The sequence below is a fragment of the Ruegeria sp. CE9 genome (genome assembly GCF_056537425.1).
In genome coordinates this window covers 174630-196161 of the sequence record NZ_JBQFRO010000007.1, presented here as the reverse complement: position 1 = coordinate 196161, position 21532 = coordinate 174630, and the positions used below count along the sequence as shown (strand labels likewise).

23 protein-coding genes and 1 pseudogene are annotated in these 21532 nt (G+C 56.1%); 19 read left to right on the top strand and 5 right to left on the bottom strand.

The window, feature by feature from the left end:
- The first annotated feature begins 23 nt into the window (after positions 1-23).
- A complete protein-coding gene (locus ACR0B3_RS15075; protein WP_480809807.1) occupies positions 24-1937 on the top strand; it encodes a N,N-dimethylformamidase beta subunit family domain-containing protein in 1914 nt (637 codons plus the stop codon).
- A gap of 1 nt (position 1938) precedes the next feature.
- Here the strand turns inward: ACR0B3_RS15075 and ACR0B3_RS15070 are convergent, their stop codons facing one another.
- From ACR0B3_RS15070 to ACR0B3_RS15060, 3 genes are all read right to left on the bottom strand, one after another.
- Positions 1939-2694 (bottom strand): TAXI family TRAP transporter solute-binding subunit, encoded by a 756-nt coding sequence (locus tag ACR0B3_RS15070; RefSeq protein WP_480809806.1) that lies wholly within the window; start codon positions 2692-2694, stop codon positions 1939-1941.
- A gap of 94 nt (positions 2695-2788) precedes the next feature.
- Positions 2789-3811, bottom strand: a complete 1023-nt coding sequence (locus ACR0B3_RS15065; RefSeq protein ID WP_480809805.1) for a D-cysteine desulfhydrase family protein — start codon at positions 3809-3811, stop codon at positions 2789-2791.
- A 6-nt stretch (positions 3812-3817) separates the two neighbouring features.
- Positions 3818-4546, bottom strand: a complete 729-nt coding sequence (locus ACR0B3_RS15060; RefSeq protein WP_480809804.1) for a TSUP family transporter — start codon at positions 4544-4546, stop codon at positions 3818-3820.
- Between the two features lie 107 nt (positions 4547-4653).
- Here ACR0B3_RS15060 and ACR0B3_RS15055 point away from each other — a divergent pair, with 107 nt between their 5' ends.
- Positions 4654-5547: a LysR family transcriptional regulator gene (locus ACR0B3_RS15055; protein WP_480809832.1), complete on the top strand. Its 894-nt coding sequence runs from the start codon at positions 4654-4656 to the stop codon at positions 5545-5547.
- Here ACR0B3_RS15055 and ACR0B3_RS15050 read toward each other — a convergent pair.
- Positions 5544-6233, bottom strand: a complete 690-nt coding sequence (locus ACR0B3_RS15050) for an SDR family NAD(P)-dependent oxidoreductase (RefSeq protein WP_480809803.1) — start codon at positions 6231-6233, stop codon at positions 5544-5546. The genes ACR0B3_RS15055 and ACR0B3_RS15050 overlap by 4 nt on opposite strands.
- On the opposite strand from ACR0B3_RS15050, the gene ACR0B3_RS15045 reads away from it, so the two are divergent.
- Entirely contained in the window at positions 6216-6704 is a 489-nt protein-coding gene (locus ACR0B3_RS15045) for a TetR/AcrR family transcriptional regulator (protein ID WP_480809802.1), read from the top strand. The genes ACR0B3_RS15050 and ACR0B3_RS15045 overlap by 18 nt on opposite strands.
- A 362-nt stretch (positions 6705-7066) precedes the next feature.
- Here the strand turns inward: ACR0B3_RS15045 and ACR0B3_RS15040 are convergent, their stop codons facing one another.
- Positions 7067-7459 carry a RidA family protein gene (locus ACR0B3_RS15040; protein ID WP_480809801.1) on the bottom strand — a complete coding sequence of 131 codons (393 nt, stop codon included), beginning with the start codon at positions 7457-7459 and terminating at the stop codon, positions 7067-7069.
- A gap of 128 nt (positions 7460-7587) precedes the next feature.
- On the opposite strand from ACR0B3_RS15040, the gene ACR0B3_RS15035 reads away from it, so the two are divergent.
- The 16 genes and pseudogenes from ACR0B3_RS15035 to ACR0B3_RS14960 all read left to right on the top strand — a co-directional run bounded on the left by ACR0B3_RS15035 (position 7588) and on the right by ACR0B3_RS14960 (position 21465).
- On the top strand, positions 7588-8286 hold the full coding sequence (locus ACR0B3_RS15035) for a glutamine amidotransferase-related protein (RefSeq protein ID WP_480809800.1): 699 nt from the start codon (positions 7588-7590) through the stop codon (positions 8284-8286).
- Positions 8283-9077: a creatininase family protein gene (locus tag ACR0B3_RS15030; RefSeq protein ID WP_480809799.1), complete on the top strand. Its 795-nt coding sequence runs from the start codon at positions 8283-8285 to the stop codon at positions 9075-9077. Before ACR0B3_RS15035 ends, ACR0B3_RS15030 begins: the two co-directional genes overlap by 4 nt.
- Positions 9074-10324, top strand: coding sequence for an amidohydrolase family protein (locus ACR0B3_RS15025; RefSeq protein WP_480809798.1), 1251 nt, complete (start codon positions 9074-9076; stop codon positions 10322-10324). Before ACR0B3_RS15030 ends, ACR0B3_RS15025 begins: the two co-directional genes overlap by 4 nt.
- Entirely contained in the window at positions 10321-11727 is a 1407-nt protein-coding gene (locus ACR0B3_RS15020) for an FAD-binding oxidoreductase (protein ID WP_480809797.1), read from the top strand. Before ACR0B3_RS15025 ends, ACR0B3_RS15020 begins: the two co-directional genes overlap by 4 nt.
- 9 nt (positions 11728-11736) lie before the next feature.
- Positions 11737-12621: a TauD/TfdA dioxygenase family protein gene (locus ACR0B3_RS15015; RefSeq protein ID WP_480809796.1), complete on the top strand. Its 885-nt coding sequence runs from the start codon at positions 11737-11739 to the stop codon at positions 12619-12621.
- An 87-nt stretch (positions 12622-12708) separates the two neighbouring features.
- Positions 12709-14370 carry an ABC transporter substrate-binding protein gene (locus tag ACR0B3_RS15010; RefSeq protein ID WP_480809795.1) on the top strand — a complete coding sequence of 554 codons (1662 nt, stop codon included), beginning with the start codon at positions 12709-12711 and terminating at the stop codon, positions 14368-14370.
- Positions 14371-14431: 61 nt separating this feature from the next.
- Positions 14432-14914, top strand: a complete 483-nt coding sequence (locus ACR0B3_RS15005) for a DUF2165 family protein (RefSeq protein ID WP_480809794.1) — start codon at positions 14432-14434, stop codon at positions 14912-14914.
- Between the two features lie 299 nt (positions 14915-15213).
- Positions 15214-15543, top strand: coding sequence for a hypothetical protein (locus ACR0B3_RS15000; RefSeq protein ID WP_480809793.1), 330 nt, complete (start codon positions 15214-15216; stop codon positions 15541-15543).
- The gene (locus tag ACR0B3_RS14995) at positions 15540-16025 is read left to right on the top strand and encodes an ABC transporter ATP-binding protein (protein ID WP_480809792.1); all 486 of its coding nucleotides are present in this window, start codon (positions 15540-15542) and stop codon (positions 16023-16025) included. Before ACR0B3_RS15000 ends, ACR0B3_RS14995 begins: the two co-directional genes overlap by 4 nt.
- Positions 15994-16467: an ATP-binding cassette domain-containing protein gene (locus ACR0B3_RS14990; protein ID WP_480809791.1), complete on the top strand. Its 474-nt coding sequence runs from the start codon at positions 15994-15996 to the stop codon at positions 16465-16467. The genes ACR0B3_RS14995 and ACR0B3_RS14990 overlap by 32 nt, the downstream gene beginning before the upstream one ends.
- Entirely contained in the window at positions 16464-16637 is a 174-nt protein-coding gene (locus tag ACR0B3_RS14985; RefSeq protein ID WP_480809790.1) for a hypothetical protein, read from the top strand. Before ACR0B3_RS14990 ends, ACR0B3_RS14985 begins: the two co-directional genes overlap by 4 nt.
- 57 nt (positions 16638-16694) lie before the next feature.
- Positions 16695-17375 (top strand): IS6 family transposase, encoded by a 681-nt coding sequence (locus tag ACR0B3_RS14980; RefSeq protein WP_480809789.1) that lies wholly within the window; start codon positions 16695-16697, stop codon positions 17373-17375.
- A gap of 48 nt (positions 17376-17423) precedes the next feature.
- A pseudogene (locus ACR0B3_RS14975) lies at positions 17424-17786 on the top strand (DUF4172 domain-containing protein); the annotation flags it as partial.
- A 293-nt stretch (positions 17787-18079) separates the two neighbouring features.
- Positions 18080-18664: an ANTAR domain-containing response regulator gene (locus tag ACR0B3_RS14970; RefSeq protein WP_480809788.1), complete on the top strand. Its 585-nt coding sequence runs from the start codon at positions 18080-18082 to the stop codon at positions 18662-18664.
- Entirely contained in the window at positions 18661-19830 is a 1170-nt protein-coding gene (locus ACR0B3_RS14965) for an ABC transporter substrate-binding protein (protein WP_480809787.1), read from the top strand. The genes ACR0B3_RS14970 and ACR0B3_RS14965 overlap by 4 nt, the downstream gene beginning before the upstream one ends.
- Positions 19831-20100: 270 nt before the next feature.
- The gene (locus tag ACR0B3_RS14960; RefSeq protein WP_480809786.1) at positions 20101-21465 is read left to right on the top strand and encodes a CmpA/NrtA family ABC transporter substrate-binding protein; all 1365 of its coding nucleotides are present in this window, start codon (positions 20101-20103) and stop codon (positions 21463-21465) included.
- The last annotated feature ends 67 nt before the right edge of the window (positions 21466-21532 follow it).

Below are 21532 nucleotides of genomic sequence, written 5' to 3'. Positions count from 1 at the left end.
GCTTTGATAGAGGGTAATTACGCATGATCCTGGGATATACTTCAAGCACCTCCGTTGTTCAGGGGCGCTCAATCGATTTTCACCTGTCTTTGGAGCCCGGCGACGCCTCCCCTCAAGGCACGACGCTGACTATCCAGAACGTCGCAGATACTTCGATCGCCACGACCGTCGCCGTCAGGGTTTCGCGACAGCCGATCCCAACAGAGCGCCCTTGGGAGGGGTTCGGTTGGGCCCGGACCATAACCTTCCGCGTGCCTGGCGATTGGCCCTCGGGCCTCTACCGGGTCTTCTACGACAATGACGGCACGACCGCGAACCTTATGTCCTTCGTCGTCCGCCCGGTCACCGGCCACAGAACAGCGCCGATCCTGGTCCATGTCAGCTATCTCACACCTGCCGCTTATAACCCTTGGGGCGGCAAAGGTTTTTATCACCCGGCGGACGAGGACGGACCCGAGCACAGGGCCAGGCGTGTCGGAATGGACCGGCCTTCGGCGCAGCCAGTGGTCGCCCGCCTTGACAGTCCGAATGATTTCGTGCGCGATGCCGGCCTGCTTGCCTGGCTCAAGGACGAAGGGTTCGAAGCTGATTGTTGCTCCAGCTACGATCTGCACAGCACGCCTGCGATGCTTTCCAGCTACCAATGCCTGGTCCTGTCATATCATGACGAGTACTGGACGAAGGAGATGCGCGACAATGTCGAAAGTTTTGTGCGCGCGGGCGGCAATCTGGCGGTCCTTTCGGGCAATACCTGCTACCGGCAAGTACGGTTCGAGGATAACGGCCGTACAGTCGTCTTCTACAAATACGCCAGCCTCGACCCTCTCGCCGATACACGGCCTGACGAGGCGACTGTCGCGGTCGCCGAACCACCCGTGAACCGCCCACAAAACACGCTCTTGGGCGCGGGCTTTACCAACGGCGCGTGGTCCGGCCCAATCAGTGAAGAGGACCGACGGGGCTATCGCATCCGCTTTCCTGATCACTGGGTCTTCGATGGGGTGACAGCCCGCGAGACCTCGTCGTTTATGCGCTACGAAACCGACGCTGCAGCCTATGCGGAGGAACCCGAAGGCTACCCCCGTGTCACAGGCGAGGAAGGCACGCCGCTCAACACAACCGTACTTGCCACTGCCGATCTTCGCCACTGGCCCGGCAAACCGGGGCGCGCGACCATGACGCTCTATTCCCGGCATGGCACGGTCTTCAACGCCGCGACAACCGACTGGGACGACGCGGTCAGAACCGATCCTGTCGTCGCCCAGATCACCCGCAACATCTTTCGCAGGCTCGGCGGCATCACCCGCTGGGACTGGGAAATGGTCGGCCATGCCAACGATCCGACCGCCATGACCGCGCTAGAAGGTAAGCTTTTCCTGACCACCGAACATGACCTGCTCTGGCGCCGATTCCCGGTTGGCGCCGACGTGCCCTGGAAGGATATCGGTCACGCCAACAATGTGATCTCCATGACCTCATCGGACGGGCGGCTCTTTTGCCTGACCCGCGACAACCAACTGTGGCACCGTTCGCCTGTCGAGGTTGAAGTTAGTTGGCAGCTGATGCGGGTGCGCCCTCCGTCCGGCACACGCGCCATCGCTGGAGCCGGCGGGATGCTCTACGCTGTGGACCGTGACGGTGCGCTCCATCGCAAGGCGGCCGACGGCACCTCAAATCCGTTCCGCCGGATAGACAGCTTTGAGCGCAACGACAAGATTGTCACAATGACGTCCTACAGCGACATCCTATTCGCGGCTACGTCCGAGAACCGTCTTTTGCGCTCCAATCGTGATTTTATCGCCGAAAGCAATCGCTGGACGGACATCCACCATTGCTTCTTCGCCAAGGGCCTTGCGATGGTGGATTGGATACTTTACGTCGCTACGTCCGAGAACAAGCTATGGCGGATCGACCTCTTTTCGCTAGACCAGCCCTGAATCAATTTCGGGGGAAAAGTACTGCCACCAAAGGTTCGTAAAGGCCCACTAGCAAAACCGGCCTTCCAGCCCTTTCTAACACTCCACAGCAACCGGTCTCGCAATGGGTTCTGCTGCGAAGTTTTGGTTGGCTGAAGTGAACGCGCTGTAGCAGCAGGTTTAAGAAGCAAGTTCCGCGAACTGGCGAAACGGACAGAGTCCGGGCGTGAGTTGACTTTTGCGGATCATGTGCACCACTTCGATTCCGTCCAACGTTGCTGCTGCTGATGCGAAGGCTTTGAAGTAATGGGTCGCATTTGGTCCAGCCTTTGGCGTCCATAAGTACCTCCATGGTGCCACGCTGGCCAGAACCAAGATTGCCGATATTGACCCGCTTGCCAGCAAGATCGTCAAAATGTTCGATCCCCGATTCTGCGCGGACCATCACGTTGAACGGTTCCGCGTGCACAGAAAACACCGCGCGCAGGTCTTCAAATGGCCCGGCTTCTTCGAATTTGGATGTCCCGTTAAGCGCGTGGAACTGCCAGTCGGACTGGGCAACGCCAAATTCCAACTCACCTTCGCGGATGGTGTTGATGTTATAAACCGAACCACCGGTGGATTCGACCGTGCAATGCACGCCCGTTTCTTTGCGGTTCTTGTTCATCAGGCGACAGATCGACCCGTCGGTGGGATAGTAAACCCCGGTCACACCACCAGTGCCGATTGTGACAAACTCTTCTGCCTGAGCTGTCGCAACGCCAATCGACAATGCCATTGCTGTAGCTAAGATCCTGTTCTTTTTTCAGTTTCCTCCCTATGCTGATGTGTTACTTTGTTTTGTCATAATGGTGTCGGAACACTGGTTACTTTCAGATCGATCCAAACTCTTCCTGATATCCAAATAATGCCGGAAGCCCTCCGGTATGCAGCAAGACGACCTTTTGACCCTTTCGGATCACGCCCTCATCCAGCAGCTGCAAAAGACCGGCAAAGGTTTTGGCCGAGTAGACCGGATCCAAAAAGATACCTTCGGTACGCGCCATGAGGTTCAGGGCGTCACGTGTTCCTTCCCCGATCTGCCCGTACCCCGGTGCGAGCGCGCCATCCCAAACGTTGATGCCGCTTGTGGCTAGCGCGGGGTCGAATCCCATCAAATCAGCCAATTTGCCAAGGATTTTTTGCATGCGTGCGTGCTGCTGAACCTGATCGCGACGCACGCAGATTCCATAGACGGGCGCGCCCACCCCGGACAGCCGTAGACCCGTCAGAAACCCACCATGGGTTGAACCGCTGCCCGAAGGCACGATTGCGGCATCAAAATCGCTCATTTGCGCGCTCAACTCGGCGCCACCCTGCACATAGCCCAATGCCCCCAACGGCGGGTGGTCGATACCAAGATGGATGATATAGGGCTTGTGGCCGGCGGCAATCAGCTGATCAGCTTTGTCATGCAGGGCATTGTCCGCGCCGACTTCATCTTCGCCCACCGGGAAGTGCATGTGTTCAGCGCCAAGGATTTTGGCCAGTAAGACATTGCCCGAGTGGTAATAGTGCTCTCCCATTCCCAGCACCCGCTCTTCCAGTTGCAGAACGGACTTCATTCCCAGACGAGCGGCGGCAGCGGCGGCTGTGCGCACAAAGTTCGACTGTACCGCTCCAGTAATCAGAACGGTATCAGCCTGCTGCTGCAACGCTTCGCCAAAGTAGAACTCTAACTGACGAGTCTTGTTGCCACCAAAGCTAAGCCCGGTCAGGTCGTCCCGCTTAAGCCAGAGGTCAATACCCAGGCGGTCTGATAGACGATCCAGCCTTTCGACCGGTGTGACCTCGGTCATCAAACGCGCGCGGGGAAACTCGGACAGTTTCAGGTCGATATTCATCTGTTCAGTCATCACTTGTCATCCAACTAAATACGCGCGGCGGAACAGGGCTGCGCATGCGAGGATTGAGATTATCCGAATGGCGTGGGTAATAGCCTGCTGCGGCAGCAACGGTCCGATCAGATGCCCCAGCAGACTGCCAGCAACAGTGGCCGCGGCAAACGGCCAAAGCCATGGAGCGCTGGCAAAGGCCGCCCAGTCCGACAGGCAGTGCAACGCGAAGGCTGAACCATATGCGACGAGTGCCACAGGCTGTACCAATTTACGAGCTTCATGAGCGGTCCGGCCCGATGCCAAAAAGCCCAGAATCATCAAAGGACCTGGAGTTGCAGCCCATACTGTGGCAAGGCCGGACAGGCCCGATATTGCCTGAAAACCCCGAGGACCAACCCTGTTTTCATGCGGCACCACCGAGGTTGCGATACCGACAAGCAAAAGAACGCCCGTCAGAACCAACACCATGCGTTCGGACAGATAGGGGTAGATCAAGAGACCCAGAGCGATGCCCCCGAGGCAGCCAATCACCGCATTCTGGATCAGTTCGCTATTCTTCAACCACACCCGCCTATCTGACGCGACAAGCGATACGAGCGTGTTCAACATGAGCAAAACCGGAACAGCCGTGGTCGTCCCCAACAACACCATCATCAAAGGCGCTGCGACGATGCTGAACCCAATACCGACCCCAACCTGAATCGCAGCACCTGTCACAATGGCAAGCAGCAAGATCAGTAGGTCAGCAGGCACGTTTCGATCCATCGTTTCGCAGTTCATGCACGGAACGGTAACGCGTGCCGATCTTTAAGAAAAATCATCTTATTGTATTTATTGATACGCCAGTGTTATCAATCGATATGCGTATAACTGCCCGACAGATTGAACTTTTCCAGATGGCCTACCGACACCGGTCCACACGAAAGGCGGCAGATGCCCTGCACATATCTCAGCCCGCAATAAGCCGTGTCGTCGCTGAACTTGAAGCAGAAATGGGTGTGCCCCTATTCGACCGGTCAGGACGCAAGTTCGAACCGACCTCTGCTGCGCACAGTCTGCAGCAGGCGGTTCAAAAACACTATCAGGGTTTGGAACGTATCCAGGAGGCCGCAATCCAGATCGCCTCTGGCACAGGAGGACATTTGCGTGTGGCAACGGTCCCGGCGGTGGCCGATACCCGCGTTGCGGTTGCAGCCGGAAAACTCATGGCCGAACTCTCCGCCCTAAGGGTGGATGTCGATGTGCTCGACGAAAGGGCCGGGATGGCTGCGTTGCGAGAAGGCCGGGTGGATTGCGCAATTGTATCGTCTGACCCCGGCGACCTAAATCTAGCCTGTACCCGTCTGGCCGACCTGCAACCTGTCGTGATTGTTCCTCGCGATGATCCGCTGGCAGGTGCGCATAAAGTTACGGCTGCAGAACTCGCAGAGGTTCCTCAAATCATGCTGACATCTCATAGTCCGTTTCGCCGGGCGGTGGAGGTCATGTTCGATAGCTCTGAGGTTTCGTTTCAGGTCAGAGCCGATGTTCAGACGCAATCCGCTTTGGTCCGCATGGTCGCTCAGGGCGCAGGTCGTGCAATCGTCGACAAAGACATTTTGGGCACATCGCAATTGGATGGTGTCTCTGCCGTGCCTCTAGCTGGAGACCTTAGCTGGCCTATCCGAATGATCACATTTTCCGCTTCGAATGACATTCCTGGTTTGCAAAGATTTACGATGGAACTGAAAGAGCACCAGGGTCAGGCCAATTAGTTTAAGAAGTAAAGCGGCCCATAAGCGACACCACCGTCCCGGTCGCAAGTCAGATCGTCAAAGTGAACGTTCGCATTCTTGTGTGCGATACTGGAGAGCGAGACGATCCGCGATGCGGGGTCGTCCGGGAACATGTCGATCAGAAGCGCGGCCAGTAGAAAATGTCCCAGGTGGTTGGTTGCGAATTGCAACTCGACACCATCAGCGTTCGTTTGAGCAGAGTAAAGCAGAATACCCGCGTTGTTTATCAGCGCATCCAGCGTGGAGTACCGGGCGCGGAAAGCCTCAGCGAACGCGCGAACCAAAGTCAAATCGCTCAAGTCCAGCGCGAGGATGTCGGTTGATGCGGAAGGAATCCGCGCGAGAACGTTTGCTTTGGCCGCTTCGGCCCTTTCGAGGCTGCGGCACGCCATGACGACGTGAAAACCTGCTTCGGCCATACCTACCGTTGTTTCAAATCCTATACCATTGTTTGCACCAGTGACGATCGCGACTTTTCCAGATTGTTTAGAGATCCCGAATCCTGACAGGTTGACACATTGTGGGTGGTTGTCAGTATTGACAATAAGCGTCCATTTGTCAATATGTAAATCATGGAAGATCGCCGCGACTACATCCTCGAAGCCGCTAAACGGCTTTTTCTTCGCTACGGCGTGAAGCGAACGGGTATGAGCGACATCGCCCAAGAGGCGGGTATCTCACGTCAAACTCTTTACAAGGCATTCGCGAACAAGGACGAGGTGTTGCGGGCCACGATCCGGTCGCTGGCAGACAGGGTCGTTCTGGATATTGAAGCCGGTCTCAAAAAAGCTGACGGTCTTGGTGCTCAACTAGATGTCGTCTTCAAATACGCTGTCATAGAGCACTATGACTTCTTGCAATCTTCGCCCAACGCCGAGGACATCATTTCTGGCGTGACCTCGACAAGTCAGAAAGAGCTGGAGGCCGGCGCGATGAGAAACACCGAGATCATCGCACGTGTCCTGGAGCCGTATTCAAGCGCGATTGAAAGCTGCGACTTGACTGTTAAGCAGTACGCGGACTTCATCCAGCGTTCTTCAACGGCGGCCAAGTACAACGCAAAGAGCAGAAAACACTTGCTTGATATGTTGTCAGCTTTGCGAATGTCGACATTGAAAGCCACCGACAGCGTTTAGACCGGCTCGGCCCTAACCGGCCATTTAGCCAAAACAGTCACCGCCGCTATGCGTCCGATAAAGTCGTCATTCGCCGCGACTGCAAAATTGAGGTTCAGGTGAACTCAGAGTCAGCAGAAAAAGTTGCCTTTAGAATACTTTGTGTCAATTGCCGACATGCAGCTCACGGTGAAAATTTTTGATGTAAGGCTGAGACGGAAACAAAGTTCAAACACGTTGATGCATTAAGTACTGTTTCAGCAGTATTGTGCCGCAAATGTTTGCCTAATGCTGTAACCGAACGCCTCAATAAACTGCCCAAAAATCGAAACTACGCCAAGGCGCAGTTTTGGGAATGGCCGAAAAATCTCAGCTCAAAAACTTCATTTTGGGGCTGCGGCAATGACCTCAATTTCGACCTTGAATTCTGGTCTTGTAAAGCCGCTGACAATCAACAAAGTCGAGCTCGGCAGGCGATGCGTCGATGCAAGAAATTCATCGCGGGCTTGCATGTAGCTTGCCATATGGGATCGATCAGTGACAAACGCGCTGATATGCGCAACATCGCCCGCGTCCATACCTGCAGACCCCAGTATTCTTGCGATGTTCTGAAAACAATTGACCGCCTGATCATAAGCGTCCACAGGGATGGTTCCATCCGGGCGAATCCCCAGTTGGCCTGAGGTTCTTACCTGTCGCCAGTCGCCAGGAATTTCGACGCCATGCGCATAGCGTGCGAATGGGGGCGGCATGTCAGTTGGGCTTAACGCTTTCATTTCTCGTACTCTTTTTCGCTTTCAATTTAAGCTTGCGAGTTTGGGTTTTCTTTGCAAGTCTTAAAGCCATTCTCTGGCACGGATATTCCAAGGGCCACGTAAAACCACTGTCGTTCAAGGAGGGCGATATGGGCAAACGTGTTCTTTTGGTGCGCCATGGGAATGAACCCGCCGATGATCGAATTGTAACCTGGCTGGGCCAGGAAGGGTTCGAAATCGACAGCCGGAAACCCTTTGATGGCGACCTGCTGGGTGAGCCCGATGAGGGCCTTGCCGGTACGGTCATCTATGGCGGAAACTTCAGCGTCTATGAAACGGACACGCACGGCTTTCTGAACGAAGAGTATCGTTGGATCGAAGCGTGCCTGAACGCTGACATTTCAATGCTGGGCATCTGCCAGGGCGCACAGCAGATCGCCTATCATCTGGGTGCCTGGGCCGGAGCGCCAAAAACGGAATGCTTTGAATTCGGGTATTACAGGGTTGATCCGGAACCTTCCGAATCCGGCTTCATGTCCGGCCCCTTGTGGGTTACGCAGGCGCATTTCCACACATTCGATCTGCCCAAAGGCGCGACCCGTCTTGCTAGCAATGACAACTACGCGAACCAGGCGTTTCGGTACGGCGATAAGGTGTTTGGGCTGCAGTTTCATCCCGAGGTCACGGTCGCTGGGTTCCAGCGATGGCAGGACGCCAAATGGAATGCCTACGGTCGGCCCGGTGTGCAAAATCGTGAAGAACAGACGCGGTTGATGCACCAACACGACACTGCGCAAGCTGCTTGGTTTCACGGTTTCCTTGACCGCCTGTTTGGGAGAGCCGCATGAGTATCCAAGGCCATTGGGCCGATCAAAAGGCGCCTGATTTTCGCGATCTGCCGGATGATTTGATCGCCGTGTTGCCAGTTGGAGCAACCGAACAACATGGACCACATCTGCCAGTCTCCGTTGACAGTGATCTGGTGACGGCCGTGATCGAGCGTACGTTGCCTCGGCTGCGCGCCGAGCAGAACGTGCTGATCCTGCCCGGATTGACGATCACCAAAAGCGGCGAACACGATCGGCATCCGGGAACCCTCAGCCTGTCCGCAGATACTCTGCTGGCGGTATTGCGCGATATCGGAGCCTCGGTCGCGCGGGCGGGTGTGAAACGGCTTGTGCTGTTCAACGGCCACGGGGGCAACACAGCGGTGTTGGAAACCGCAGCACGAGACTTGCGGATATCGCACGAGTTGATCGTTGTCACATGTTCCTGGTTTGGGTTTTCCGAGTGGGACAGCGTCCTCGACCCCGATGCGGCCTCAATCGATTTGCACGCTGGCGAGTCCGAGACCTCATCCATGTTGGCCGCACGCCCGCATCTGGTGGATATGAGCCGAGCGCAGAATTTCGTTCCGGCCATCAGCAACTGGGAGAAGCATTTCAGCCACATCGGTCTGACCGGGCAAGCCGCACGGCCGGGCTGGATCATCGACGACCTGCATCCGGATGGGGCCTGCGGGAATGCCTCGGCCGCGACTGTGGAAAAGGGAGAGCGCCTCTTGGGCAAAGCTGCAGCAAATTTCGTCCAGTTTCTGGCCGAGTTCGCCCAGTTCGATCACCGGAGTGGCAAATCATGAATGTGCTGCCTTCTGCTGATCTACTGACCGTGGAAAACGTTCTGGTGCCATCATCGATGATCGCCAAGGCGCAGAAATTCGGGGGCACTCAAGTCTCGGATTGCGTGCATGGTGATTTGGTCATTCGCAACGGTCGTGCCGTTGCACTGCAACCTTGTGAAAGACAAGCCGACATCTCGGGTCTGGTCATGCCGCGCCTGACCGAGTGTCATGTCCACCTGGACAAATGCCATACGATTTCAAGAATGGACCGCGTCGGCGGAGATCTACGCGCAGCCAGTGAGGCCCAGTATCGTGACCGCAGCCTCTGGACTGAGGAGGACCTGCGGCAACGGGCGGAACGAGGCCTAAAGGAGCTGATGTTTTCAGGCTGTGGCGTCGTTCGCAGCCATATGGATTGGTCGTCAGAACCGGAATCTGACGCGCATCCACTTGCATGGCACGTGCTGCGCGAACTGGCAAAGGACTACGAGGACAAGGTCTCATTGCAGGTTGCGCCGTTGATCGGCACGACGGAAATGACGGATGCATCGCAGGCGGATACGTTGGGTAAAGAAATCGCCTGTGGCAGCGGTGTCCTGGGTGTGTTTGTTCTGGATCAGTCTGATCGCCACACAGCAATTGAAGCCGCTGTGCGCGTGGCCGAAAAGCACGGGCTAGCGCTTGATTTTCATGTCGATGAAGGCCTGCATGACGGGCTGGACGGGCTTGAAATCATTGCCGACACACTTATTGAGACCGGGTTTCAGGGGCCCGTGCTGTGCGGTCACGCCTGTAGCCTGATGAACCTGACAAGCGAGCCCTTGCAGGCGCTTCTGGACAAGATCGCGCGGGCCGGGTTGACCATAGCCAGCCTGCCCGCATCGAACCTGTATCTGCAAGGTCGCAGCACAGGCACGCCAGACCGGCGCGGGGTCACGCGCATAGGCGAATTGCGCGCCGCGGGTGTGCCGGTTGTGGTTGGGACGGATAATGTGCGGGACGCCTTTTGCCCCCTTGGCCGGCATGATCCGCGCAAGAGTTTGGAACTCGCGGCACTGACGGCGCATCTGGACCCTCCATTTGGCGATTTGCTGCCCATGATCACGACAAATGCGCAAACGGCGCTCGGCCTCGCTCCGATCACCGTCGACGGCGCAGCGGTCAAGGATCTGCTGATCTTTGAGGCATGCTCAACGTCCGAGTGGCTAACCGGAATCACCGAACCCAAACCACTGGCAAACGTCATGACAGGAGAGCTTGCATGACTTCGATTTCAGGAAAAACTGACTTGGATTGGGTGGCGTTTGCCGAACGCCTTGCCCCTGTTGAAGTCATCGACGAACCCGTTCTGGTGAAAAAACGGTCTCGGGATTTTTTTTGGTACAGCCCGATCCTGAACCAACAGCTCAAACGCAGCTTCGGTGATCTTGTTGCCCTGCCGAAAACGGTTGAGGAGATGGCGCATTGCCTCAAAACCGCACATGCAGCAGATGCCCCCATCGTGTTGCGCGGTGGCGGGACTGGTAATTACGGTCAAGCTGTGCCCTTACACGGCGGCCTAATCATCGAAACCACCGGTCTCAACCGAATCCTCCAAATCGGAGATGGCTTTGTCCGCGCTGAGGCAGGCGCGCTGATGGCGGATGTCAACGCGGCACTGATGGCGCAGGGTTGGGAAATGGCCATGTTCCCGTCGACGCAAGATATTGCGACGATCGGTGGGTTTGTCGCGGGCGGGTCCGCCGGCATCGGCTCGATTGCGAACGGGGTTCTTAGGGAACCCGGAAACATCCTGCAGCTCAAGGCCTTGTCAGTCGAAGAAAACCCGCGGGGATATGTGTTCGAGGGTCAAGATGTTCTGCAAATTCACCATGCCTGGGGCTTGAACGGCGTCATTACCGAAGTCACGCTGCGCACGGTTCCTCACCCCGATTGGATCGGGTGCATGGCGACATTCGACAGCTACAAAGAATGCTACGCCGCCGGATATGCTGTTGCGACCGATGACCAGATCGGATGCAAACTCGCCAGCACGGTCGACGCGCGGATCGTGGATTACTTCCCCAGACTGAAAGGCCATGTTCGGGCTGGCAAACATCTTCTTGTCTCGCTGGTGCCCGCGTCAGACATGGGGCGTTTTCGCAATCTCATCGCCGATCAGGGCGGACATCTCGATTTGGCTTTGACCGAAGCGGACCGAACGGCGGCATCACTACCGCATGTATTCGAATTCGCCTACAACCACACCACGTTGCAGGTTCTGAAAGCGGACCGCTCTGCAACCTATCAACAAATCGGTGTACCGGACGCATCCGATGCCGACGCGATTGCCAAGGTCGGCGAAGCCTTGGGTGATGACGTCTGGCAGCATCACGAATTCTCGCTGCTGAACGGCGAGGTCGTCGCCTTTGATCTGCCTATCGTCTGGTTTTCGACCGAAGATCGCCTGCGGGAAATCGGTCGCATTTACGAAGAATACGAGCACAGCGTGTACGACGCCCACAGTTTCCACGTCGAAAGCGGTGGATTGAAGACGGCAGATTACGTGCACCTCGCCTGGAAAAAACGGCTTGATCCTAAAGGGTTGCTAAATCCTGGGAAATCCCGCGCCTGGGATATGGTCAAGGATCTGCCACCCGAAGAAATAGAAGCCAAGGCAATTGTGTAAGAGGTCGCCATGTCCGCATTTGAAACACGCCCCCTAAGCCCGCAGTTCGGTGTCGAAGTCACCGGCATCAATCTGGCCGACGCCACGAAAGACCGCTTGTTTGGGCAGATACGCGCCCTGTTTGAAGAACACTCAGCCCTTTTGTTCCGCGGCCAAGACATCTCGGATGAGCAACACAAGCAACTGGCCGAGCTATTCGGCCCCATTGAGGATCGAAAAGCCGACGAACGGAAAAAAGGCGAGAAGTTCGAGGTTCCAACGGTGTCGAACGTGCGGGATGACGGTTCGGTTACCGAGGAAATGGACCTTCACACGCTGAACCTGAAGTCGAATTTTCTGTGGCACTCCGACAGCACATTTCTTCCCACACCAGCCCTGACCAACATTCTTATCAGCCGGGTCGCCACGACCGAGGGCGGTGCTACGGAACTGGCCAGCACCCGCGCGGCTTGGGCGAACATGCCCGAAGACCTAAAGGCAAAGGTGCGCGGACGGGGCATTTGGCATCGCTACAGCCATTCGCGGCGCAAGATTTCGCCCGAACTGGCCGAATTGCCAATGTTCAATAAATGGCCGGATCAGCATTGGAATGCGCTCTGGCGCAACCCGGTCAACGGGCGCGAGGCGCTGTATATCGCGTCACACGCCTTCAAACTGGATGGCTACGACGAAGCCCAGGGCCAGTCGATCATCGAGGAACTCATCGAATTCTGCACCCAACCGCAGTTTGTCTATTCCCACAAGTGGCAGGTCGGTGACGTTCTGATCTGGGACCAGCGCGCTGTACTCCATCGCGGCACACCCTGGCCTTATGAACAGCCACGCGTGCTGTCGAGCATCTGCTCAACCGTTACAGAAGCCGACGCAATCGAAACCATGCGCATATCACAATAGAACCCGGCAACCCGGCCGGGCACCACATGGCGGAACACGCCGCACCCACCGAGGGGTCCACCTCACGACCAACAGAGAGGAATACAAATGACATTCAGAACCCGTACAGGGAAAAAACTGCCAAAAGTGATCACTGATCAGGCCAAAAAGGTTGGAGACGACGCCGTGAATCGTCGCGAGTTTTTGGCCGTCGCCAGCTCTTTCGGCGCCTCAGCGACCACGGCCTATGCGATGCTGGGTCTGCCCACGCCTGCCGCGGCTGCTGCAGAACCCAAACAAGGTGGTACTGTACGCATCCAGATGGACGTGCGGGGCCTAAAGGACCCGCGTTCGTTTGACTGGAATGAAATCGCGAATTTCGCCAAAGGCTGGCTCGAGAACCTGGTCAGCTACGAAAACGACGGTACGTTTTCGCCCGCACTGCTGGAAAGCTGGGAAATTTCGGATGACGCACAGACCTATACTCTGAACGTTCGAAAAGGTGTGACCTGGAACAATGGCGACGATTTCACGGCCGACGATGTTGCCCGCAACATTATCGGTTGGTGCGATAAGTCCGTAGAAGGCAACTCGATGGCCGGCCGCTTCTCGACCCTTGTCGATCCTGAAACAGAGCGTGCACTGGAAGGCGCTGTTGAAGTCGTTGACAGCCATACGGTCAAACTGAACTTGCCGCGTCCGGACATTTCACTGATCGCGGGTATGGCAGACTATCCAGCGGCTATCGTGCACTCCTCGCATGATGCTGAAAACATGCTGGGCAATCCGGTTGGCACCGGTGCTTACCTGCCGGAAAGCCTTGAAGTCGGTGTAAAGGGCGTGCTGGTCCGCAATGACGATCATACATGGTGGAATGCCGGTAACGGCGCTTGGCTTGACCGCATCGAATACATCGACTTCGGAACTGACCCGTCGGCGCACCTTGCGGCCGCGGATGCTGGCGAAGTCGACATGATCTATATCTCGGAAGGTGAGTTCATTGACATCCTCAGCTCGTTGGACGGTTGGGTCGAGAACGAGGTTGTCACCATGGCGACGATCGTCATCCGTCCAAACCAGCTGGCCGAAGTGGATGGCGTGCAGCCCTATGCCGACAAACGCGTTCGTCAGGCCCTGTCAATGGCAGTGGACAACGCCGTTCTGCTTGAGCTTGGGTATGGTGGTCGTGGGGCTGTAGCCGCCAACCACCATGTCGGACCCGCGCATCCTGAATACGCAGATATCGGCATGCCGACATATGATCCTGCCCGCGCCCTTGAACTGGTCAAGGAAGCCGGGATGGAAGACTATGAGCACGAGTTGCTTTCCATTGACGATGCGTGGCGCAAAGACACCACCGACGCAGTTGCCGCTCAACTTCGGGACGCCGGTATCAAGGTCAAGCGTACAGTTCTGCCGGGATCTACCTTTTGGAATGACTGGGTGAAGTATCCCTTCAGCTCGACCAACTGGAACCACCGTCCTCTGGGTGTCCAGATCTGGGCGCTGGCCTATCGGTCAGGAGAGCCATGGAACGAATTCGGTTGGTCCAATCCTGAGTTTGACGCAATCCTCGAACAGGCGCTTGCAACCGCCGATGTCGACAAACGCCGCGAACTGATGGCACAAGGCGAACAGATTGTCCGCGAGGAAGGGGTCACGATCCAGCCCTATTGGCGGTCGCTGTACAATCACACACGTGAAGGGCTTGGCGGGGCAGAGCAGCATATTTCTTTGGAAATACGCCCGGCCCAAATGTACTGGAGCTAAAAGGCAAAGGGGTGGCTTAGGTCATCCCGTCAAAATGGCGGAGTAGGTCACTTTGTTAGACATGATGGTTCTGGTTGCGCAATCCGCAGCCGTCTTTTTCCTCGCTGCATGGTTAAGTACGGGGTTCATCGAGAACCTTATGCATCCGGACCTCAATGAAACGTTCACCGCACAGGTTCTGCGCATGGAGCGGATGCGCGAAGAATACCCCGAGGCGTATGAGGTCGTCGCCCATCGCCGCATCGAAAGCCCAGCAACTCAGAAATTTCTGTTCATACTGATTGTGTGCTGGGAAGGCCTCGCGACACTCACCCTCTGGGTCGGAGTCGTGTCGCTGATCCTTGCTATCTTTGGTGTCGTCGACCCCTCAAGCGCCCGCGCCATCGGGGTGTTAGGTGTATTGCTGTTCACAGCCACATGGGCTGGTTTCTTGATAGTCGGAAACTGGTTTTGCTATTGGTTTTGCCACGAAGGTGCGCAGAATACGCACTATCAGATGACACTGTGGGGACTGGCAACGATAGTGCTATTGATTGTTTTTTGATTTTTTGGCCACTTGGTTTCATCTTCAAGCCTTTGGTCGTCGATTTCTCAAAAACACTTGTCGCGGCACTAACGGATAATTGGAAACTAAACCCTTCGCTTAGATCCGTTTTGTATCGCAGACTACACAACTATGTCGTTGTTTAGGCTATAATGCGGGTCTTCCGGAACACATCATGAAGTAGCTGAATTCGAACAGTCTTGGCGGCGTAGTATCCGAGATAGACCGCACTGGCAGATTTGTGATTCAATATCTGGTTGAACCATGAAAGGTCCGCTTCGGACTTCTTGCAGACTTCGGTGCAGACGCAGCGCAAGCCCCTTCCCCGTTCTCCACGATACATCCAACAGCCCAAAGCAGTCACCCAAACCCCCTATGCGCGCGTCTACGTTCCAGAGCCACATCGCGTCAATCTGAGACCCGGCGATACCTTGGAAGTGCGCATTGACGGGCTGGCCGATCCCTTGGATGGTGTAATTCGCTGGATCAGCGACGACTCGTCCTTCACCCCTTATTATGGGTTGAACAAGGACGACCGTACCCGGCTTGTCTATTTGGCCGAGATTGACCTGCCCACTGCATCACCAGACCTGCCCGCCGGTGTACCCGTGCAGGTCACCATGCCATGAGTGATGTCGTCGTCTCGACGCAGTGTCTGACCCGGCGGTTCGGGGACAATACTGCCGTTAACAATCTGGACCTCGAAATCCGAACCGGCCAGCTTTACGGGTTTCTCGGCCCCAACGGATGCGGCAAGACAACTACCATACGCATGCTGACCGGCCTACTGACCCCCAGTAGCGGGGCGATTTCGGTTTTGGGCCGATCAATGCCCGAAGCGGCTGAGCCGTTAAAAACTGAGATCGGGTACATGACCCAGATCTTCTCGTATTACCGCGACCTGACGATGCTGGAAAACCTCAGGTTCGCGGCAGAGATTTACGGCATTCCGGTGAGAACGGCTAAGGATCGGATTGACGAGTTACTCCAGACGTACGATCTGACAACGAGCATCGATCAACTCAGCGGCAGTATGAGCGGCGGACAACGACAAAAAACTCGCCCTTGCGGCGACGGTCATGCATCGCCCGAAATTGCTGTTTCTGGATGAACCGACCTCGGCCGTTGATCCCGAAACCCGTCGCACCTTCTGGGAACAACTGTTCGATCTGGTCGATCAAGGCGCGACAATGATCGTCTCGACCCATTTCATGGACGAGGCCGAGCGCTGTCACCGGCTGGCCATACTGCAGCACGGGGTGAAAAAAGCGGACGGGTCCCCGCGCCAGTTGATGGCTGATTTGCAGGCCGATATTGTCGAAGTTGAAGGGCCAGATCTGCGTAAGTTCAAACACGAGTTGGACGGCAAACCCAAGATTCTATCGACGGCACAAGTGGGATCGCGATTGCGTGTGCTGGTCGACAAGTCCGAGCCTCGACCCGTCGATATGCTTCGCACCCAAGTTGGTGCGTTTCCGGACCTGTCCCTGACGCCGCAACGGCCGAATCTGGAAGATGTGTTTGTCAGCGCAACGCGGGGGCCGGAACAGTGATCTCCCCACGCCGCATCGCCGCTGTGCTTAAGAAAGAGCTGTTGCAACTGCGGCGGGATCGGATGACATTTGCCATGGTGATCATGATCCCCCTGATCCAACTGCTGCTGTTTGGCTATGCAATCAACACCAACCTGCGTCAGGTTCTGTTGCAAACTTTTTGCCATTGACGCTCAAGAACGCAGAGAGTGAATAGCAGCCCGTGTAATTCAGCCGAAAGTCAGTTCATGATTTCTTTTAAGGGTGCGCAATATCCGAAGGATGTGATCCTGTTCGCGGTCTTCTTCTACGTTCGATACGGTGTTTCATACCGTGACCTGGAGGAAATCATGGGTGAGCGCGGTGTTTCGGTGGACCACACTACACTGAACCGCTGGGTGAAAAGATACTCCAGCGCGATTGCTGAGGCCGCGCGTCGCCGCAAAAAATCTTGCGACCGTTCTTGGAGAATGGACGAGACCTACATCAAGGTGAAAGGGGTGTGGGTATATCTCTACCGAGCTGTCGACAAGCACGGTAAGACGCTTGATTTCATGCTTTCGCAGCGTCGAAACAAACCTGCCGCCACCAAATTCTTTACCCGGACACTGGAGGTCAACGGACTCCCGAGAAAGATTGTCATCGACAAAAGCGGAGCTAACACGGTTGGCATCAAGGCCATAAACAAGATGCTGAAAGGCTTTGGTTGCCCGATCCCAATTGAAATGGCCAGGCGGAAATACTTGAACAATATTGTGGAGCAGGATCATCGTTTCATAAAAAGACGAACCGGCCCGATGCTGGGGTTTAAAGCCTTCGCATCAGCAGCAGCAACATTGGACGGAATCGAAGTGGCGCACATGATCCGCAAAGATCAACTCACGCCCGGACTCTGTCCGTTTCGCCAGTTCGCGGAACTTGCCTCTTAAACCTGCTGCTACAGCGCGTTCACTTCAGCCAACCAAAACTTCGCAACAGAACCACTTGAACGCCATCAAAAGACGTTGGACGTCACGCCATGGCTCGTTTGGTTTGCTGAGACCGTCCTTGCAGCGCAGCAGGTGACGCTTGAGCGGGTTGGGTTCTTTATAGCTAAGACGCGTTTCTACGATCGGCATCGTGATCAATTCAACGCCCGCCAGACTAAGGTCATCGCCCGGTTGTTCAAGGCTGGACCGGACGGGTTCAAAGGCGGATTGAGTGCCGAGAATTATATCACGATCACCGGAACGTCGCGCGCCACGGCGACGCGGGATATGCAGGACCTTGTAGAGAAGGGGGCTCTGACCCGAACGGGCGAACTCCGCTACATACGCTATTGGCTAAATCTGAACGGGTAGGGGGCTGAAGTACGGCACGAACGGCGGGAACCGGACCTTCGATTTCGCATCGTCGATGAAATTGCATTTCGACCACCCAGATCCAGAGATTGGCCCAAATGAAAGTCCAAAGGCCCGATCAATCGCGCCACGCCATCGCTAATGCCGATTTCTTTTATGGCATGTAGAAAAACTGTGCAGACATTCCGCTGCATGTAAAAACATGTTGATAATTTAGGCAAACTGACGGCCTGATGAAATGTTTAGTGGCCTTGGAATTGCGATCGATGAAGCTTGGGCTCACTTGGGTGCCTATGAAACAACACCTTACTGTCGTTGTCGTCGAGCAGAATGAAGAACGTGCTTTTGCAATTGTGGATGCCTTAAAAGAGTCTGGAGATGTAGACGTTTCTGTAATCGGCAATGTCTCTGGGTTGGCGCGTAAAATCGCAATGCATAGCCCAGACATCGTTCTGATCGACATAGACAATCCATCGCGGGATATGCTGGAAGAGTTGACCGTTGCCTCCGGCCCGATGGAGCGACCAGTGGCCATGTTCGTCTCGGGCGCTGCGGGCGGATTAGCGAAAGCCGCGGTTGAGGCCGGGGTATCAGCCTATGTAGTCGATGGTTTGCAAGCCGAGCGCATCAAACCTGTGATCGATACCGCGATCGCCCGGTTTCAGGTGCTACGCCAGATGCGGACCGAACTGGCCGAGACCCGCCGTGCTTTGGAAGAACGCAAAGTGATTGACCGCGCCAAAGGGTTGTTGATGAAAGCCAAGGGTGTGTCTGAAGACGAGGCCTACGCCCTTCTGCGCAAAACGGCGATGAACCAGAACCGCCGGGTTGCAGATGTGGCCGAAGCCCTGGTCACGGCTTCGGGGTTGTTGTCATGAGAACCGTAAACCTGCCTGTCGCCTACATGCCGCTGGTTGACGCGGCCCCGTTGGTTGTCGCGTGCGAGATGGGGTTCGACCATGCCGAAGGTATTTCGTTGGACCTGCAACCGGCTCCGTCATGGTCCTCTTTGCGCGATATGCTGGCCTTTGGGCATGTGGACGCGGCGCATCTTTTGTCACCTATCCCCGTCGCAATGGCCTTGGGTTTGGGCGGTATCGCGACGCCGCTTTCTGCGGTGTCGGTCCTTTCCCTGAATGGCAACGTCATAGGTGTTGGAACTCAATTGGCCGGGCGTCTGATCGATCAGGGCTATGGCTTCGATTTCACTGATGCCGCTGCGGCTGGGGCTGCACTGGCAAAGGCTGCTGGTGACGTTTTGGTGTTCGGCGTGCCGTTTCCGTTTTCGATGCATGTTGAACTGCTGCGCTATTGGGTTGCGGGAACCGAACTGGCGTCGAAACAGGTCGAAATCCGCACTGTTCCGCCGCCTCTTATGTCGCAGGCGCTTGCGGGTGGCGAGATTGATGCCTTCTGTGTTGGCGAGCCTTGGGGCTCATTCGCCGTGGATGACAATGTTGGCACTTTGCTGCTGCCCGGTAAGGCTATCTGGACATGCGCACCTGAAAAGGTGTTGGCGGTTAGAAACGAATGGGCCGAAACCGAGCCGCACCTGCTGGGCAGCCTCATGCGAGCCGTTTGGCGCGCGGGGCGTTGGCTTTCAAACACGGACAGCCGAACGACCGCGTCCGAGATGCTATCGCGCAAAACCTACCTCAATGTCTCACCCGAACTAATCGACCGTGCATTGATGGGCGAATTCACAATCTCGGCGCGCGGCGAGCAACGCCATGTGGATGGGTTTGTCGAGTTCTTTGATGGCGCTGCCACCTTCCCATGGCGCAGTCAGGCGAAATGGGTCGCGCATCAATTGGCGCAGAGAAACGGGCAGGACACTGGGACTGCGAAACGACAGGCCGCCAAGGTCTTTCGCAGCGATCTCTATCGCCGTGAATTGCAGGGGCTGGAGGTCGAAACACCCGGCGCATCCGAGAAACTAGAAGGCGCTTTGCCTGAGTCGACGGCGGTTGCCTCTGCCAATGGCAGCCTGATTCTGTCTCGGAATGTGTTTTTCGACCGACGCATTTTCGACCCTACGGGGTAAGTTTGCACAAAAATTTTGCAGCGCAGCATTCATTCTCGCTGCACCGCAGAATTTTCAGTGTGAAAACGCCGAAAATCGATGACGTCCCGCTACGAGACTGACTTAATCGGGTCATCGGAAGGCAACGACGCCCACCGACGGAATTCGCCCACTATCCAGGGCACCTTACAAGAGCAAAGCCGCTTGACCATCCGCCACTTCCTCCCGGCGGACTGTGTCGGCGGCTTTTTTGTTTGCCCAAGAGGTTGGGCTGAATCGAAAGGGATCGAGATGAAAGAGCTTCTTTTAGGCCTCGTCGCAACGACGGCGCTTGTGTCTCCGGCACTGGCCGAGCTGGAACTGGAAAAAGACGAACTGACTTTTGGCTTTATCAAACTTACCGATATGGCGCCGCTGGCTGTCGCTTACGAGAATGGGTACTTTCTGGACGAAGGCCTGTTCGTGACGCTGGAAGCACAAGCCAATTGGAAAGTATTATTGGACGGCGTTATCGACGGGCAGCTTGACGGTGCACACATGCTGGCCGGACAGCCTTTGGCCGCCACCATCGGATACGGGACCGAAGCGCACATCGTCACGCCCTTCTCAATGGACCTGAACGGGAACGGCATCACCGTGTCCAACGAGATTTGGGAAGAGATGAAGCCGAACATCCCTGTCATGGAGGATGGTCGTCCCCAACACCCGATCAGCGCCGAGGCGCTTGCTCCGGTCGTTGAGAAATACAAATCCGAAGGCAAGCCCTTTAACATGGGTATGGTTTTCCCGGTCTCGACCCATAATTACGAACTGCGGTACTGGCTGGCGGCAGGTGGCCTGCATCCCGGCTACTACAGCCCGGACAACGTGACCGGTCAGATCGGTGCGGATGTGTTCCTGTCGGTGACCCCTCCTCCACAGATGCCAGCCACGTTGGAGGCCGGTACGATCTATGGCTACTGCGTGGGTGAGCCGTGGAACCAGCAAGCGGTGTTCAAAGGCATTGGCGTTCCGATTATTACCGATTACGAGCTGTGGAAGAACAACCCCGAGAAGGTTTTCGGTATCACAGCCGAGTTTGCTGAGGAATATCCAAACACAACGCTGGCTGTAACCAAGGCGCTAATCCGCGCCGCACAGTGGCTGGATGAAAACGACAACGCCAACCGACCCGAAGCGGTCGAAATCCTGAGCCGCGCGGAATATGTGGGTGCGGATTATGACGTCATCGCCAACTCGATGACCGGCACGTTTGAATACGAGAAAGGCGACAAGCGCGAGGTTCCCGATTTCAACGTGTTCTTCCGTTACAATGCGACCTATCCGTTCTACTCGGACGCCGTCTGGTACCTGACCCAGATGCGCCGCTGGGGTCAGATCGCCGAGGCCAAGCCCGACAGCTGGTATGATGAAGTCGCCAAGTCGGTCTACAAGCCCGAGATTTATCTTGAGGCCGCCCGGCTGCTGGTGGACGCAGGTCTGGCGAACGAGGCTGATTTCCCTTGGGACAGTGAAGGCTACAAAGCCCCGACCCCGGCCGAGGATATCATAGACGGCATCGCCTATGACGGACGCACACCCAATGCCTATCTCGAAAGCCTGTCCATCGGTCTGAAAGACGGTCAGACGATCGTCGGCTCGGACGTGCAAGGCTAATTCCCCAGCCGCGCCCGGCCCTTGCCGGGCGCGGACCCCAAAGTGCCCCGCCATCGCAAGGACACAT

What these genes read in the sequence shown, in the direction of transcription:
- ACR0B3_RS15055 (WP_480809832.1), top strand. Translation starts at nt 4,654, where the DNA reads ATGCGTATAACTGCCCGACAGATTGAACTTTTCCAGATGGCCTACCGA.
- ACR0B3_RS14990 (WP_480809791.1), top strand. Translation starts at nt 15,994, where the DNA reads ATGCATCGCCCGAAATTGCTGTTTCTGGATGAACCGACCTCGGCCGTT.
- ACR0B3_RS15015 (WP_480809796.1), top strand. Translation starts at nt 11,737, where the DNA reads ATGTCCGCATTTGAAACACGCCCCCTAAGCCCGCAGTTCGGTGTCGAA.
- ACR0B3_RS15075 (WP_480809807.1), top strand. Translation starts at nt 24, where the DNA reads ATGATCCTGGGATATACTTCAAGCACCTCCGTTGTTCAGGGGCGCTCA.
- ACR0B3_RS15005 (WP_480809794.1), top strand. Translation starts at nt 14,432, where the DNA reads ATGATGGTTCTGGTTGCGCAATCCGCAGCCGTCTTTTTCCTCGCTGCA.
- ACR0B3_RS15035 (WP_480809800.1), top strand. Translation starts at nt 7,588, where the DNA reads ATGGGCAAACGTGTTCTTTTGGTGCGCCATGGGAATGAACCCGCCGAT.
- ACR0B3_RS14970 (WP_480809788.1), top strand. Translation starts at nt 18,080, where the DNA reads ATGAAACAACACCTTACTGTCGTTGTCGTCGAGCAGAATGAAGAACGT.
- ACR0B3_RS15025 (WP_480809798.1), top strand. Translation starts at nt 9,074, where the DNA reads ATGAATGTGCTGCCTTCTGCTGATCTACTGACCGTGGAAAACGTTCTG.
- ACR0B3_RS15020 (WP_480809797.1), top strand. Translation starts at nt 10,321, where the DNA reads ATGACTTCGATTTCAGGAAAAACTGACTTGGATTGGGTGGCGTTTGCC.
- ACR0B3_RS15070 (WP_480809806.1), bottom strand. Translation starts at nt 2,694, where the DNA reads ATGGCATTGTCGATTGGCGTTGCGACAGCTCAGGCAGAAGAGTTTGTC.
- ACR0B3_RS15040 (WP_480809801.1), bottom strand. Translation starts at nt 7,459, where the DNA reads ATGAAAGCGTTAAGCCCAACTGACATGCCGCCCCCATTCGCACGCTAT.
- ACR0B3_RS14965 (WP_480809787.1), top strand. Translation starts at nt 18,661, where the DNA reads ATGAGAACCGTAAACCTGCCTGTCGCCTACATGCCGCTGGTTGACGCG.
- ACR0B3_RS15065 (WP_480809805.1), bottom strand. Translation starts at nt 3,811, where the DNA reads ATGACTGAACAGATGAATATCGACCTGAAACTGTCCGAGTTTCCCCGC.
- ACR0B3_RS14995 (WP_480809792.1), top strand. Translation starts at nt 15,540, where the DNA reads ATGAGTGATGTCGTCGTCTCGACGCAGTGTCTGACCCGGCGGTTCGGG.
- ACR0B3_RS15045 (WP_480809802.1), top strand. Translation starts at nt 6,216, where the DNA reads ATGAGCGACATCGCCCAAGAGGCGGGTATCTCACGTCAAACTCTTTAC.
- ACR0B3_RS15030 (WP_480809799.1), top strand. Translation starts at nt 8,283, where the DNA reads ATGAGTATCCAAGGCCATTGGGCCGATCAAAAGGCGCCTGATTTTCGC.
- ACR0B3_RS14960 (WP_480809786.1), top strand. Translation starts at nt 20,101, where the DNA reads ATGAAAGAGCTTCTTTTAGGCCTCGTCGCAACGACGGCGCTTGTGTCT.
- ACR0B3_RS15010 (WP_480809795.1), top strand. Translation starts at nt 12,709, where the DNA reads ATGACATTCAGAACCCGTACAGGGAAAAAACTGCCAAAAGTGATCACT.
- ACR0B3_RS14980 (WP_480809789.1), top strand. Translation starts at nt 16,695, where the DNA reads ATGATTTCTTTTAAGGGTGCGCAATATCCGAAGGATGTGATCCTGTTC.